Origin of the sequence: Haoranjiania flava (assembly GCF_025631005.1) — a bacterium.
GTDB classification, from domain to species: domain Bacteria; phylum Bacteroidota; class Bacteroidia; order Chitinophagales; family Chitinophagaceae; genus Haoranjiania; species Haoranjiania flava.
Genome location: NZ_JAOTPL010000011.1, coordinates 92,561 through 109,420, shown reverse-complemented (window position 1 = coordinate 109,420; position 16,860 = coordinate 92,561). Strand labels below are relative to the sequence as shown.

The 16,860-nt window shown below is 42.1% G+C and carries 9 protein-coding genes; 1 reads left to right on the top strand and 8 read right to left on the bottom strand.

From position 1 onward, the window contains the following. Positions 1–106: 106 nt before the first annotated feature. Positions 107–1,120: a LacI family DNA-binding transcriptional regulator gene (locus tag OD355_RS09030; RefSeq protein ID WP_263038141.1), complete on the top strand. Its 1,014-nt coding sequence runs from the start codon at positions 107–109 to the stop codon at positions 1,118–1,120. 68 nt (positions 1,121–1,188) lie between these two features. Here the strand turns inward: OD355_RS09030 and OD355_RS09025 are convergent, their stop codons facing one another. The 8 genes from OD355_RS09025 to OD355_RS08990 all read right to left on the bottom strand — a co-directional run bounded on the left by OD355_RS09025 (position 1,189) and on the right by OD355_RS08990 (position 16,860). Next, positions 1,189–2,763, bottom strand: a complete 1,575-nt coding sequence (locus OD355_RS09025; RefSeq protein ID WP_263038140.1) for a beta-N-acetylhexosaminidase — start codon at positions 2,761–2,763, stop codon at positions 1,189–1,191. A 242-nt stretch (positions 2,764–3,005) separates the two neighbouring features. Then, entirely contained in the window at positions 3,006–5,384 is a 2,379-nt protein-coding gene (locus OD355_RS09020; protein WP_263038139.1) for a glycoside hydrolase family 3 N-terminal domain-containing protein, read from the bottom strand. 7 nt (positions 5,385–5,391) lie between these two features. After that, on the bottom strand, positions 5,392–6,930 hold the full coding sequence (locus OD355_RS09015; protein WP_263038138.1) for a chondroitinase-B domain-containing protein: 1,539 nt from the start codon (positions 6,928–6,930) through the stop codon (positions 5,392–5,394). A 47-nt stretch (positions 6,931–6,977) separates the two neighbouring features. Beyond that, positions 6,978–8,375 (bottom strand): sulfatase, encoded by a 1,398-nt coding sequence (locus tag OD355_RS09010; RefSeq protein WP_263038137.1) that lies wholly within the window; start codon positions 8,373–8,375, stop codon positions 6,978–6,980. Between the two features lie 6 nt (positions 8,376–8,381). Continuing rightward, on the bottom strand, positions 8,382–10,484 hold the full coding sequence (locus OD355_RS09005; RefSeq protein ID WP_263038136.1) for a polysaccharide lyase family 8 super-sandwich domain-containing protein: 2,103 nt from the start codon (positions 10,482–10,484) through the stop codon (positions 8,382–8,384). A 95-nt stretch (positions 10,485–10,579) separates the two neighbouring features. After that, entirely contained in the window at positions 10,580–11,461 is an 882-nt protein-coding gene (locus tag OD355_RS09000; protein ID WP_263038135.1) for a DUF5017 domain-containing protein, read from the bottom strand. A gap of 370 nt (positions 11,462–11,831) precedes the next feature. Next, positions 11,832–13,520, bottom strand: a complete 1,689-nt coding sequence (locus tag OD355_RS08995; RefSeq protein WP_263038134.1) for a RagB/SusD family nutrient uptake outer membrane protein — start codon at positions 13,518–13,520, stop codon at positions 11,832–11,834. 211 nt (positions 13,521–13,731) lie between these two features. Further along, complete coding sequence (locus OD355_RS08990) at positions 13,732–16,860, bottom strand: SusC/RagA family TonB-linked outer membrane protein (RefSeq protein WP_263038133.1); 3,129 nt, start codon at positions 16,858–16,860, stop codon at positions 13,732–13,734.

Genomic DNA, 16,860 nt, shown 5'->3' with positions numbered 1-16,860 from the left:
TTAACAAAATAAAATAGCCATTTTATTATTTTGTATTATTTAATAAACGTATCCTTTAACTTTATTGAATAAAATCGTTTACATTTACAACCATATTTTTGAGCTGATGAACGAAAAAAAGAATGTAACCATCACTGATGTTGCCAAAAAATTAAAGCTGTCTGTAGCAACCGTCTCACGAGCATTGCACAGCCATCCGTCCGTAAAAGAGTCGACAAGAAAAAGAGTTGTGGACATGTCTGATAAAATGGGCTTTCGCATCAACGAAGTTGCATCAAGTTTACGGAGCAATAAGTCTAAAACCATTGGCATGATCGTGCCGAAAATATACATGTATTTTCAATCGCAGATCATAACCATTATACAAAACGAGCTGTATAAATACGGCTATAACCTAATCATATTGCAATCAAATGATTCATTGGAACTGGAAAAACAGGCAGTGGAAACACTGATGTCTTTCAGAGTAGCCGGAGTTATAGCTGCCGTAACATTGTACACTGTAGATTTCAGCCACTTTGATGTTTTTTTAAACAACAACATCCCCGTAATCTTTTACGACAGGATACCTGACTATGAAAATGACTCTATAAAAGTTTGCGGAGATGATAAGCAGGGCGGTTTTGAGGCTACCAGGCATCTGATAGAAGTCGGTTGTAAAAACATACTGCACATCTCCGGACCGCTGCAATGCTACCTGTACAAATACAGAAGCATGGGCTACAAGATGGCGCTGGAACGCTCTGGCATTCCATTCAAAGAAGAGAACCTGGTGTGCCATGAGCTGACACATGAAAATGCCTGGAGCACTTTGGTAAACGCGTTTGAGCGCGACCCCTCTATTGATGGTATTTTTACGGCCAATGATACCTGCGCCATAGCAGCGCTGGAATTTTGCAAATCGCACAACCTGCGCGTTCCTAACGATGTAAAGATCATTGGCTACTCTAACGATAACAGAACAGCCATTACTACCCCATCCATAAGTTCTGTAGAACAATTTCCCAATGAATTCGGCATTAAAACAGTCAGCGTGCTGATGCAGGCCCTGAATAATGAGGCTGGCGCACCTACTAAGTATGTGATACCGGTGAAGCTGGTCAGGAGGATGTCTACGTAGAGAATTAACCTGTGCTTTTAAAAATACCAGAGAGCTGAACCAAGCCCGTCTGCCTGCATACAATGAATCTACATACGTGGCTCAGACAACCTGCCGGGAGAGAATACATCAAAATAATAAATCCTGCTTTTTTGAAATAAAGATAAATGAGGTGCAAGGCGTTTTAAAAAACTATCATAATCTTTTGTAGCAGACCATCCCGCTTCCGCTAACGCGGATATACGCGGATACATCATATATTCCAGGCGCTCATTGCTTATAATGGTCTCCGTCCATACATTTGCCTGGATACCCAACACATGCTGCTGTTGTTTCTTATCAACGTATTCATTCAGGTCGAATGCATAAACGTCTTTGAGAGCGGCGTAGGTATTTTTCCATTTTCTTCCAACAGCGTGTGTACTATCCTGTACAAAATCGAAATAAAAAGGTATACGGGGGCAAAGTACTACGGAGTAATTGTTGTCTAACGCTGCCTGTAAATCTTTTTTCTGATCGTGCCTCCACCAGAAAATGATGGTTTTATCTGACGGCAACTTCACGTTTGCCATCTCATCCCAGGCGAGGAATTTGCTGTTCATCCTAAACAAAGAATCTGCCATACGCTGCATAAAATATTGTTCCACATCTTTTAAGTTCTTTAGCCTGTGCTGCGACATCAGCTTTTTGACACCGGCATTGGAGGACCATTTTTCATTCCCGAAACTTACTTCATCGCCACCCAGATGGATCATTTTAGCAGGAAACAGCACATCTACTTCCCGCAAAATATCTGTAAGATACTGGTAGGTTTGGGGATTGCCCGGATCAAAAGTAAAGTCAGGATACTTCTCGGAGCCGCCGCCGCTAAACTGCGGATAGGCCCTGTTGGCAGCTCTTGCATGGCCTGGCATATCTATTTCAGGTATCACCACAATTTTACGTTCTGCCGCATAAGCAACAACCTCTTTTATCTGTTGCTGAGTATAAAACTTTGCAACGGTGGCAGAATCGGTATGAGACCCGATGCCGCCCACAAGCGCCAGCATCGGGTACTTTTTTATCTCAATTCTCCAGGCAGGCTCGTCAGTCAGGTGCCAGTGAAAACGATTGAGCTTGTAAAATGCCATCCAGTCCAGCACCGATTTTATTTTCTCAATTCCGAAAAAATGCCTTGATTCATCTATCATTAAACCACGCCACGCATACTTAGGAAAGTCTCCGATATTCCAACAGTTGACCAGGATGGATCCGTTCCGAGCTTCATTAACAGAAACTAATTGCAGAAAACTGATGATGCCGTTAAAAATACCCTCTTCTTCAGCGGCGCTTATAACTACTTCTGATGCAGACATAGATATACTGTACGCGCCCTGTTGAACTTGTTTATTGTTTTTTCTCAGGCGGATAGTTGTTGCCCCGGGCGCCGGCTTACGCGAAACCGGAATTGCTTTCCTGGACAATATTTCTTTTTGCAGGAAAAAAGACTCTTCTGAAAATAATTTATCTTCTACAACCAGGGCGGTATTTTTGCTGAGCACAAAAGTCTGCGGAACTGCTGTATACTGCTGAGGCAAAGGAATGATCTGAGGCTGCTGGGGCCTGGCTTTGATATTAGCAACAATCAATAGCAGTCCTGTAATTATAATTTTTATACTTTTCATTTGTAATCTTTTTAATGTTTTGAATGGCAGCTTGTACATTCCTGGCAATAGCCATCAGGTTTATCATGCTTCGTTTGATGTGTAATTTATTATTTGCTTTTTAGATGCGCAACCATATCATCAACAGTGGATGCCACCCGTAAAAGAGACGGTTATTTCATTTTAAGCATTTTTAAATAACATCCCGGCAAGGCGATAGTTTACAAAAAGCTGTTTTTTCATACAGTATCGCTCCGGCTGTTTTACTCATAAAAAAAACTGCCGCTCAGCCTGATATCTTCTGACGAACTTCCCAGCATTATTTTAAACTCACCCGGTTCTATTACATGCTGCATCTGGCGATTCCATAATTTGAAATCATCCCCTTCTACTTCAAAGGCAACAGTCTTTGTTTCTCCGGGTTTTAAGGCTACCCGTTCAAAGCCTCTCAGGTTTTTTTCATAAGTAGTTACACTGCTGATAACATCCCGTGTATAAAGTTGCACCACTTCATCACCGGGATATTTGCCCGTATTGCTGATTTTAGCAGTGACTACTACCTTATCCTGGTCTTTTAAATGATTCTGAATGGTAAGGCCGCTGTATTGAAAAGTAGTATAGCTCAGGCCATGACCGAACGGATACAACAACCCTTTTATCTTCGCACTTTCGCCGTCATCGCTTTGCGCGTTGGGCTTTGACGGAAAATTCAGCGGAATTTGCCCTACCGACCTGGGAAAAGTCAGGGTGAGTTTACCGCCCGGGTTATAATCTCCTGCAAGCACATCAGCTATAGCTATACCACCTTTTACGCCCGGATATCCGGCATATATGATGCCGTCAATATTCTTATCTATCCAGTTAAAAGTAATGGGCTGCGCGCCAATGAACACAACCACTACCGGCTTGCCTGTTTTTTTCACTTCTTTAGCCAGCAGCAACTGATGACCGGTAAGATCCAGCGAGGTGCGGCTTTTATTTTCTCCTGCTGTTTTCGTATTGCCGCCTAATACCAATACGGCTACATCTGCCTGCCTGGCAGCTTCCACTGCTTTGCGGATCAGCGCTTGTTCGGCAACATCCGGCTCAACGGGGAGAATTTCGCTCTCCGGCCAGCTTTTATCAACCAGGGCCGCACCTTGAGCATACAATACGTTTGCGGCTCCGAATCTACGCTGCATTCCCTGTAATACGTTTACACTTGCTGATTCCAAGGGGCCGTAATGTGCATGTGCATATCCGGCATCCGTTGCATTAGGGCCTATTACAGCAATTTTCTTGTAAGATTTGGACAAGGGCAGGCTATTGTTTTTATTCTTTAACAGTACAATACTTTCCCTGCTTGCCTGTAAGGCCACCTGCTGATGAGCCAGGCTATTTACGATTGCTTTACTGTGCGCCGGATCTTTAACATAAGGTTCATCAAACAACCCGAGCCTGAACTTTACAGATAACACATCCCTTACACGACTATCGATAGTGTCCATAGGTATCAGATTTTCCTGCACCAGCTCCCTTAAGTAAATGATAATGCTATCCGGCGGGCGAAAAGTAGTACGCACATTCATGCCTGCCATAAATGCCTGGTAAACTGCCTCTTTTAAACCAGCAGCTGTTTTATGCTTTGTGTACAAATATTCCAGCGCTTCGCTATCGCTCACTACATACCCCTTAAATCCAAATTTTTTTCTAAGCATATCTATGAGCCAATAGCTGCTTCCGGATACAGGAACGCCATCATAATCATTGTAAGAGCTCATAACACCCATTATGTCTGTGTGGCGCATAACCTGCTGGAAAGGGTATAACAATATATCGTGCACCTCACGCGGAGAAACCTGCGGGTCTGTGCGCGCCTGTCCTTCCCTGGCGCCTTTATTGGCGCTGTACACTGCAAAGTGCTTAGCTGTTGAAGCCACTTTATTTTCCTGCATGCCTTTGGTCATCTGTATACCAAGCTGCGCCACCAGGTAGGGATCCTCGCCATAGACTTCTTCTAACCTGCCCCAGCGCTGGTCACGTGCTACATCCAGAATAGGTGCGTATACATTGGTATAGCCCAGGGCCCTGGCTTCTTTACCGGTTATTTCGCCCATCTTTCTAACTAATGCTTTGTTCCAGGTCATGCCCATATTCAACTGCGTGGGAAAACCAGTTGCTTCATAGGCTTCTACGCCACGGATACCTTCGTTGGTAAAATCAACCGGAATACCCAGCCGGGTCTGCTCTATGAAGAAGCGCTGTACTTCGTTCATTGCCCATACATGTTTAGGTATGTCTTTTACAATATCTATTTTTAAGGTAGGTTTTTCCCATTGCACAAATCCGTTGAGGTGCTCATCTATATTAGCAATACCGTCTTTCCATATCTCATTTTTCCAGCCCGGCACAGGCAGAGAATCTTTCAGCACCCTGCCATAACCGTACAGAGTAGCCATCTGTGCGGTTTTCTCATTAAGATTCATTTGTGCAATCAGATCATCAATTCTTTTCTCCAACGGCTGGGCGGGATCTTCATAAATGTCTTTTTTCCCGTTTTTATTTAAATCAATCCATCCGTTTTTGTAGATGGAGGTTTGCGCTTGGGGAGCTGTTGCGGCAAGAATTGCCAAAACTACCAGAGTTACTCTTATTGTCATCATATAATTTTTATTCTACAGGAATTTTTTCTAAATTTTCTTTCATTGCTTCATTCAATCTACCACTAAGATAATAGTCGCCAATAGTATATTGCTTCCAATTGCTGAGAAACGCAGATATTTCAAAGGGCTTTCCCATAATCCCCTTTGCTGCCATTTCTTTAAAATTCAAATCTATACCCGGGATACTGTTGTAGCGCAAGTTGGGGAGATGTGTGCTGTTTTTTACCATAAAATATCCCTGATAGTTTTCTATAGCAGGTTTTTGATCTTTCAACCCTGCTGCAACCTGCATGCCGGGGGTGGCACCGTAAAAAATATTTTTTTGCCAGTACAGGTTTCTTTCAATGTGCGGATAATCGTCTTTAAAGAAAGCGAAATTATTTTTTTTATCTGTATAAAAAACATTCCCGATGATCTTAATGTGCCCGGGAACTTCAAAAAAAGTATTTTCTGCTGCATTTACTTTCTTCCTGATTTCATCCATAGGGTTAAAATGAATGGCATAGCCATTATTATTTACAAACAAGTTGTTGACAATATCCATATCGAAAGCCAATGCGTGTTCTGAAGCCCTCGACCCGGGGTTGAGGTACAAAGCTGCATGCCCTCTGGAGGCAATGGTTTTAGAAAGATTAAAATAATTTTGAGCAATAATATGGTTGCTGCCCCATACAAACATGCCGCCGTAGCCGTAGAGATTGTCGGTACCGATAAAGAAATTATTAACAGCCACCTGCTTATCTCCATGCCGGAAATTCAGTGTGCCCTGGCAGTTCAGGAAAGTGTTTGCATAATAAACATTCTCCATGGATTTGCTGGTTATGATTTCGGCCTCCGAATCCTGCCGCACGAAAAGGTTAGAATCTACCAGACAGCGCCCTGTATCATTTCTGAAATAGCCGATCCTGATGCCGCCTCCGGCATTTCCTTTTTTCTTAGGGTTAGAAAAAAAGCAATGATCTATCCTGTGATACATCGGCGGCCCGCCCGCCGTCCCTTTTTTATAGGTATTGTTGAGGTTGATGACCTGGTCTAAGGTAAGTTTATTAGTAAATGAGCAATGATCAATACGGCAGTGTACAGGCACTTTGCCTTTTTCGTCCAGCGAGGTAGTGATGTATGCTGAGTGCACCAGATCAAAATTATTAAAAGCACAATCAGTAACCCGGTTATAACTCCCAAATATAGCTACAAGCCCCGGCCCGTGTGATTTCCATTCCGCGGGATTTCTGTTGCCGCCTGTAAAATAAATTCCCTTCAAAACAAGGTGGTCTCCCCGCAGTTCTACTTTTACATTTCCTGTAAAAAGCACTTTGCCAGGATTTTTGGCTGCTATGATAACAGGAGATGCCGCTGTGCCTGAAACAGTTACAATCAACCGGATATCGCTGTAATTGCCGTCATCTAAAATCAGCTGATCGCCTGCTTTCAAGTGTGGCAGCGCCTGATAGACTTCTTCTTTACTTTTAACCTCTATGTTCCTTGCCGATACACAAGCTGCTGATATCAGGAAAAACACGTTTAATATAAAAAATTTTTTTGCCATACTGCTATATTCATTGCATATAATACTTAATTTTTTTTGCGCTGCCGTTATGGGTATTGCCGCTCCATATCCCTTCCCACTACTTCCATCCGGTGTTTCTTTATTTGATTTTCATCGCCATACGAACTGTACCAATGCGGTTTTGACAGCCCTTTTTCCCACTCATTAAGTTGCTTCAGCATTTTTTTTACCACACGCGGATGGCTGTGTGCAACGTTTGTGGTTTCAGAAACATCTTTTTTTAAATCAAACAATAAAACCGGGTTGGCTCCAACGCGTATTAATTTCCAATCGCCTGAACGTACAGCCGCTGCCACCCCTCTGCGCCAAAAAAGATTTTGATGCGGTTTTATGAGCGGCGGCTTATCAAGAAACGGAATCAGGTTTACACCGTCCAGTTTTTTATCTTTATAATTAATGCCTGCTGCAGCCAGCGATGTAGGTACTACATCAAGTGAAGTGACAGCGTTGTTATAAACAGTATTTTTTTTGATTATACCTGGCCATTTCATAATGTAAGCCACACGGATACCCCCTTCCCATTTTGACCCCTTCATTCCTCTTAAGGCTCCGTTATCAGAAGCATTATTAGTAGCGCCTCCGTTATCATTTAAAAAATAAATCAGCGTATTTTTTTCAAGGCCATTTTTTTCAAGGCTTTGTAAAATCCTGCCTATACCTTCATCCATAGAAGTCATCATAGCAGCGTAGAGCCGCCGGTCATCATCTTTAATAAACTTAAATTTATCCAGGTCCTTCTGCTTTGCCTGAAGAGGTGTATGAATGGCATTGTACGACATGTATATAAAAAAGGGATTTGATTTATTGTGATTAATAAACTCAACAGCTTTGTCTGTGAACATGTCGGTAAGGTATGTAATTTCCTGCTCCGGCACAATGGTATGATTGTTATACAAAGCATATTCATCGCTTCTGCCGGCGGTATACGGGAAGTAATTGCGGTGTCCTTCTTTAAATCCGTAAAATTCATCAAAACCTCGTTTTAGAGGAAAGTATTGCTCATCAGCGCCTAAATGCCATTTTCCAATAGCTATGGTTGCATACCCTGCTTTTTTCAGATAATCAGCAATGGTCTTCTCATTGCGGTTTAGCCCGACATCGGCAATAGTATACCCGGGTGCTGTTTTTTTTGAGGTATTGTGTTCGAAACCGAAACGCTGCTGATAACGTCCGGTAAGCAAGCCAGCTCTTGAAGGCGCACAGACAGAAGCTGTTACATAACCATTTGTAAATTTTACTCCTTCGCGGGCCAGCGAATTAATATTTGGCGTAGGTATCTGCGAGCCGCCGTAACACTCAAAATCGTTGTAGCCGCCATCATCTGCAAGAATAAGAATAATGTTTGGTTGCTTTTCCTGTTTTCTGGTGCTGCCTAACTGAAAGGCACATAAAACTATAAATATAAATTTTATAATATTGCTCATTTTGCTTTACTGAATGTTTAAAATTACCGAACTTCCTGCATACGGGGCTTGCGGCAAAGTCACAGGAATGATTTTTTTACCCGCCCGGGGCGTTGTTACTTCAACTTTAAGATTCGCATACCGGCCGGTGGGCTCAGCTATACTTAATTGAATACGGCCTGTGAGATCTTTGATTTGTAAAATACAAGGATGTTCTACCTGTATTTTTACATCGCCTGCCTGCAAAGAGCCGGGTTCATAAAAAATTGCCTGAACTATATCCAGCTCCTGGTGATGGACTGCCTGCAATACTGCGGTATTTGATAAATTTTTTATAGCAGCATAATTGTATACCGGCAAGTCTTTAGCAGAAACGCCGGGTACCACCACGTAAGCATACGAAGCGTTGACCGGGTTTGCATGATGGTTTATCCATGCTTTAAAGACCTTGCCTTTTTCTTCGCCTTTGCGGTTTTTGTTGATAGCAGTCCAGCTGCCACTTTGCACAGCATTGGAAATATGCACAGCGGCAGGTTGCAAAAAGCAGTAAGCAATACTATCGTGCCAAAGCCAATTGATATTGTTATAGGCTGTATTGTTCTTTACTTCAGATATTTTATCTTTTTCATTTATAAAAACTTTACCTCTGCTCCAGGATTGGTTTAAAGTAGTTGTAATATTCTGCGGCGCGTTGCTGGTAATTCCCGCACCCATACATACAACTTCTTTATCAAAAAAGAAATAACCTTTTTTAGCCTGTACATCATCATACTCCTGGGTGTAAGCAGTTGCACCATAGACACTGTCTGTAACGCCTCCCACAAAGTCTGTACTTCCATATTCTCCCCAGTGTTTTTTAAGAGTTACGGCAGTATCATAGTCTCTGGCCGTAACGCCGGGTATTTTATCCCATTCCCATACAGGCATAATATTGTAATATTCATCGCCTCTTCTCACAAGATTGACAGATCCGTCGGGAATAACGGTTGCTAAAAGATTTTCCCCGTTACCTGCTTCAGTCCGGATAGTACGCTTTGATACTGTACGCACATGGAAGGAGTACGCAGGCCTTGTATGCAATGTATAATCACCACGCCAGAAATAAGTATGGGAAGGAGCCACCTGGTAAGAAGGCAGAGCGCTTTGAGAGATTCGCTGTTGTAAAACTTGTAATTCTTTTTCTTTTTCAGGGCTTACAATAGCAATGATATTTAAGAGAGCATTGTCGTCTTTAGCTGCAAGGCTTTTTTTGTCAAGTGTATTTGGGCGCGATACGCCCCTGCCCTCTACGTTATAGTCTATATACCTGCCGCGTAAAGTTCTTGCAAAGGTGTTGAAGAAAAAATTATTGAGCATATGACGTTTTTCTTCCTGTAATGCATACTTTGTGCCTGCGAGCCAGGCTGCCACACGATACTCTCCTGTAAGAAAAACCAACCCGTATGCGGAAATCATTAGCTGCTCTTTATGTTGTAGATATGAATAATCGTGCTGCAACCCCTCTTCAGTAGTGAAATTGATTGGCTGAAAAGCCTCCCTGACAGCGGTAGTCATTAATTTTTCATTATTGGTATATAGGGCCCGGTAGATATTATGGATAGCAATATCCAGTTTATTGGCTCCTGTAAAAGTAAAAGGTGGCTGTGCCTCTTGCATCTTGGCAAGCAGTGCAACTTGCAGATCCGGCGGCAGGGGCGTTTTTGCGCTTTTTGTAAGCAGCAGTATCCTGCCGATGTATTGCGGCGCTGAAATATCATTATGCCACCAGTTGGAACTCTTGGGATTTTGAGTATACCAATACTGCATACCTTTTACGAGCTTCTGATAAATATCCTGATTGCCGGCGTAGATACTGTTTGGTTTTGAAAACGCCACAGCCATTAGCTGCATACGTTCCAAATGACGTATAGGCGGCCAATTGGTGGCATGGGTAGATGCATAATCAATATCTGCCCAACTGCCATCGGGACGCATATTATCATATTCAAGCATTGATCTCAGCAATTGATTATCCGAAGATTTAGCATACAACTCTTTCAGTATCCGTGAGAGAATTAACGGCATATCGTCCTGCGGATATGCAGCAAGAGAAAGAAAAGAGCACAGTAAAATAAAAAAAAGTTTTTTCATCCGTATATAATTTTAATGCATCGCTTTGATTTCTTCTGCAATTATTTTAAAAGCAATACTTCCGAATTTATTCATTACCTGGCAGCGCTATAGTTTTATTTAATGGTTAACTGAATCTCTTTTGTAGTGGCCTGTTGTACATCTGCAGTGGCATTTACAGCGAGAAAAACAACCTTGTAAGCGCCGGATTTTGAGAACACATACTTATAACTATCTACTTTCTGGGCAATATTTTTTACCGGCACTGCCACATCAGGTAACACATTATTGAGGTACAAAAGTTTGGAGATCACCCAGTCTTCATTATCTTCAGCAGCAGCATTACCTCCGGCTATACGAAGTTGTGTAGCACTGATTGTCCATACTGCTGCGGGGTTTTTAATGCTTACCTGTCTCCATGCTGCAGTAGCAATATCAGTAACCGGCAATACCGAACCATCTTTTTTAAGCAGATCAACAGTAAGCGACTTAATGGTCCAGGTTTTTTGGGCGTTACCGCTTGTGCCGGTATATTTAAAGGCAATATAAACCGGCTTTTTCTGTGCAAGGAAATCTGACAGGTCTACAACTCCGGAAGGAGTATTGTCGGCGCCGGTAGATAAAGTAGCCTGTGAAGTAATGTCTGTCCACTTGGCAGCGTTGATACCGGCTTCGTCATAAGACTCCTTAAAGTCGTTTGAAACGAGCAATTGCAGCGTATTAAGCTGTGTTCCATACTGGGCATACGATGTAAACTGCAGACGCGGAGTGCCGTCAATAGTTGTACGTTCACGGTTATCATAATTATTGCCTTCCTCTCCTGAATAAAAGCTAATGAAATCCGGGTTGCCGGAGAAAAAGAATGTTACGGTATCGCCCACATTATAGGTTGCGGAAGCGGTTTCCACATTAAAATTCAGAGGTTCTGTGCTAAGCTGTTTGCTGCAGGAAGCAAATACAAGTAAAGCAGCCACTCCTGTTATACAATGATTTTTCATGTGTGTATATTTATTTTTTTTTTCAGTTGCCACATGGAATAACCAGCTTTTAGATTCAATACTCATTCCCGGTTGGTATAGATTCTTAATCTTTATGGCTATTTCATCTGTGTATGTTTAATTGTTTTTCAGTTGTCACATGGAATAAACCTGGTTTTTAGATTCAATACTCATTCCCGGTTGGTATACATTCCTAATCTTTATGGTTATTTCCTATGTATATTTTTTTAAGGTGCGCCGCATTGCGGATATTTTTAATGGCCACATGGAATTACTTCCAGTGCTTCGTTTCGCCAAATATCATATGCGCTTAAATACATTATTCTCCGCGTATTCATTTTAATATTTTATTGTTGCTGTTCTTTAATGGTTAATACCCGGGATTCTGTGTAGCAGCTTTATTCACACTAAATTCCGAAGCAGGTATAGGGTACAAGAGGAACTTAGGTGAAGATGCTGCATTAGTAGCCCCCAAGGACGCATATTTCCAGGAAGCATTACCGGCCAGATGCGTATTCATCTGATTTGCCAGTGCGCTCATTGTTTGTGTCCATATTCCCCACCGGATCAGATCCTGCCTTCTCAAAGCTTCGAAACAAAGTTCCCGGGACCTCTCATCTATAATTTCCTGTTGAAAATCATTAGCAGATAAGCCTGCGCGCAGGTCTGAAACTGCATTGGGTATATTAACAGGAAAGCCATAAGCTCTTCTGCGAACTTCATTAAAAGCCGCATATGCATTTGCTGTAGGCCCGTTATTCAACTGATTATCAGCTTCTGCCAGCATTAGTAAAACATCTGCATAGCGCAAGATCGGAAAATTAATACCTGTATTGTTTTTACTCTTAGGAGTAAGTTTTTCATACGACCTTCTCCATTTGCCACAATTCCTGTCATATATCAATGATCCTTTATTCACGCGGTTTGTTCCTGAATAGCCGTAAGGGGCAATTGCCCAGTCTCTGCGCAGGTCGCCCTGGTTGTAAAGCTCATAAAGTTTCCTGGTAACATTAATAAAAGCATAGCTATAACCGGTATCTGCAAAATTGGCGGCAGTATATTGTATTCCGTTCGTATTGCCTACCCTGCCCTGCTCCTGTGTGGTGGATTGATCATTGCCGATAAAATCAGCCTCCCACATGGCTTCTTTAATATCGTAAATATCCTGTGCCTGATTGATAAATATCTGGCTGTAGCTTGGGTTTAAGGCGTGAATGCCGGACTGCTTTACTTTAGTAGCCCATTGCAATGCATCTTTGTATTTTGCTTTATCCAGCAGCGGGTATCCTGCCATAGTCAGGCATACCCTTGCCAAAATGCCCTGTACAGTTGTTTGGGAAACGCGGCTTGAATGGTTAAAGGTAGTAGCAGGATAACATATTGCCTCTGCCTCTGTCATATCTTTCAATACCTGGGCATATACTTCTTTGGCAGGCGATCTTGGAACATTTTCAGAAGCAGCTCCTGTAATAGTAGTGGGATTCAGCTTCAGGGGCACATCGCCAAAACTACTCACCAGGAGGAAATAGTAATAACCTCGTAAAAACTTTGCTTCTCCTAAAATAGCATTCCGCTCAGCAGGATTCATTGATTTTGGCGTATTAATGTAATAAATCAGGTTGTTGGCTCTTTCTATGCCTATATAAAGCGTCTGCCATGTCTGGTCAATATCTGCATCGGTGAAATCAAAATTATATACCATTGGCCCCACAACCTGGTTGTTTCTGGCATAAAAACCCTCGTCGGTACAGGCGCCCAACTGATTAAAGAGTTTGTTGGCATATAATTGCTCCCTCTGCCTGCCCAGTACATCGTATACTCCTGCCAATGCCTGCAGCAATTGCGCCCCGGTTGCATAGTTGGCTTCAGGAGAAGCAAAAGAAATGGGCTCTTTATTTAAAATTTTATTGCAGGAAAGTATAGAGCTACCTATTAATATTAAAATAAAAAGATAGACCAGGTGCATTCTTATATTTTTTTGTACACCTGTTTTGTCCCAACAATGAGGATAACTTATATACGTTGCTGTATGTGAATTATTTTTTATGCTAGGTTTCATATGTTTATATTTATTTGTTTTAGTAGTCAAATGGAATAGCTTTTATTCATTAACAGTTGGTATGCAACTTTGCTTATGGCTATTTAATATGTATATATTTATTGGTTTTAGTTGTGACATCGAATAACCATCTTTTTATACTCAACACTCATTCCTGGTTGATACAGATACTTAATGTTATGGTTATTTCAGGATAATACTGTTTTTACGGTTAAAGCGTAGCCTTCAGGCCAAAAGTAGTAGTGTTGGAGCGTGGATAAGCCGAGTAGTCAACTCCCGGCGTCAATACGCTGTTATAAATACTTACTTCAGGATCATTTCCTGTATAATTAGTCCAGGTGAATAGATTTTGTGCAGCTACATAAACATTCAGATTTTTGATGCCCCACTTTCTCATTGCCTGAGCAGGAATGTTATAACCGAATGATACTGTTTTTAGACGCAGATAAGATCCATCTTCAATAACCCGGGAAGAAAATATATTGCTGGCAGGCCCCTGTCCGCGCGTGCGGAATAAGGTATTGCTTGGATTTTCCGGCGTCCATCTGTCTTTATAACTGTCAAACTGATTGAGACCTTGTTTTGCCAAACCATTACCCTCAAATATTAACCGGTTTGCATTGAGTATGTCATTGCCATAAGACCATTGAAAGAAGATGCTTAAATCAAATCCTTTGTAGCTGAAATTATTTGTCAATCCGCCTGTGTTTAAAGGAAATCCTCTGCCGATAACCGTAAAATCGTTGTTATTTACCACTCCGTCTCCATTGAGATCTTTGTATTTTATGTCGCCGGGCTGGATACTGCTTCTTACATTGCCGTTGGTTGGAATGTTACCCTTTAAAGTATAAACGCCGGCGGGGCTTTTATCGAAATCATCGTATTGATAAACCCCATCCCATATAGGGCCATACATCAATCCTAAAGGCTTGCCTATTTCTACTAAAAATGCCGAGATGGAGGCAACCGTATTGTCAAAGGGAGCTGCTGCAAAGAAAGAATGCTGATTATTGGCAAGTGATAAAACTTTATTGGCATTGAAAGAAATATTAAAGCTGGTATTCCATGTAAAATCTTTTTTCTTTATATTAAAAGTATTTACTGTAATTTCTAATCCCCTGTTTTCTACACTGCCGATATTTTGAAAAATAGTTCTGTAGCCGTAAGATGTGGGGATGTTTGCATTTAAGAGCAGATCTTTGGTAACTTTTTTGTAGATATCCGCAGTAAGGTTGATTCGGTTATTAATAAATGAGAGATCTAAACCAAGATCCCATTGCTCTGTAGTTTCCCACTTAAGGTCAATATTGCCGAGCGCATCCGGAATAAGGCCGGGCATTCCCAAATTGCCAAAAGTGTATCCCTGCGAAATAGTAGAAATTGAATACTGTGATAAGTAAGGAAAATCTCCTACACGGTTATTGCCGGTTAAGCCATAACTGATCCTCAATTTTCCGTCTGAAATTACATTTACATTTTTCAATACGTTGTTTTTTAATTTCCAGGCAAAAGCCGCAGACGGGAAATAGCTCCAGTGGTTTTCAGGGGAAAATTTTGAAGAGCCATCTGCCCTGAAGGAAGCTGTCAAAAGATAATCAGAATACAAGGTATAATTTACACGCCCGAGGAAAGAAACCAAACCATTTACCGATGCGGTGGAAGTTACCGTAGTAGGTGTACCTGAACTAAGCCAGCTCACGCCGGTAGCCTGCGGCGGAAGATTATTAGCAGCTGATCCGTAAACTGAGGAGCTTGCCTCCTGCATTGTGAAACCTGCCACGGCATTGAGGTTGTGATTTTTATTAAACCGCTTGTTATAGCTGAGCGTGTTTTCGTTTAACCAGGAATTGTTGTGATAATATATCACCGAGCCGTTGATACCGTTTGTGCTAAGCCTGGGATTACCGTAAGAAGTAAGTGTATCATTAAAGGTCTGTACCTGGCGAATACGGGAATCTATACCGCCGGAAACTTTTAACTTTAATTCTTTTGTAATTGCATACTCAATAAAAGCGTTGGCGCTTAAATTATTGTAATTATTTTTTCTTACTGCATTCTGTTGATTCAGGATCGGGTTGAAACGATAATCGTTGGTCGAGCTCACATTGTCATCAAACGGCTGGCTGATCAGGTCGTTGCCAAAGGGTTTATAGCCCCACACACTGTACATTAAAGTACTGGTAGCGCTGCCGCTGCTGGCAAAAGGCGATACACCATATTGCTCCAAGCGGCTGTAATTAACGTTGACATTGGCTTTGAGCTTTTTTCCCAGGTTTTGATTTATTACAAACCTTCCCTGGTATCTTTTGTAACCAGAGTTGATGATCACCCCATCCTGATCTAAAATATTTCCGGACAGCGAATATTTGGTCTGTGCATTACCTCCTGAAACAGACAGGTTAAAGTCTTTCATAGGCGCTGTTCTAAACAATCTGGATTGCCAGTTAATATCTATGCTGTCTCTGTAGCTTTCCAGCGTGGCGCCTTTCCTAAGGTAGTAATAAGCTGCCGAACCAACTATGGTCGTATCTGTTCCCGGGCTTATCTCCAGCTGATATCTTACAAATTCATAGGGGCTCATCAGCTTCACAGTATTGGTTGTTTTCTGGATGCCATAAGAAGCGCTTAAGTTTACAACAGGCGGGCCTGCCTTCCCGCTTTTTGTGGTAATAACTATTACGCCATTGGCGCCACGTGCGCCATATATGGCTGTTGCAGAGGCATCTTTTAAGACACTTACAGATTCTATATCATTTGGATTAATGCCGTTGCTATTGAGGCCCTCTATAGGAAACCCGTCCACTACATACAAGGGTGAATTGTCTTGTGTAATAGAATTATTACCCCTGATGGTGATCTGGTTTGAAGATCCCGGCTGCCCGTCTGAGGAAGCTACTGCTACCCCGGCCACGCGTCCTCCTAACGCTTCTACAAATGAGCGCACGGGCGCCTTCTGCATATCTGTTATAGGCACATCCGCCACAGATCCTGTAAGGTCTGTCTTTTTTACGGTGCCATACCCTACTACCACAACATCTGAAAGGTTTCCGTCGTCAGGCTGCAAAACCATGTTCTGCCTGCCGGAAGAGACTTTTACTGTAACCGGTGTGAAACCCACAGAGGTAAAGTAAAGCGTGTCGCCTGTAGAAGCAGCTATCCGGTAAGTACCATCAGCGCCCGAGATCACTCCCTGGTTTGTCCGGAGGTTTTGTACTGCTGCCGAACTTACAGGATCACCATTTTCATCGAAAATGGTACCTGTAACCACCTGTGCGTTGCCAGCTGCTGCTATTGCACATAAAATCGCAGAAAGACACATTATTTTGATCCAGTTTTTCAT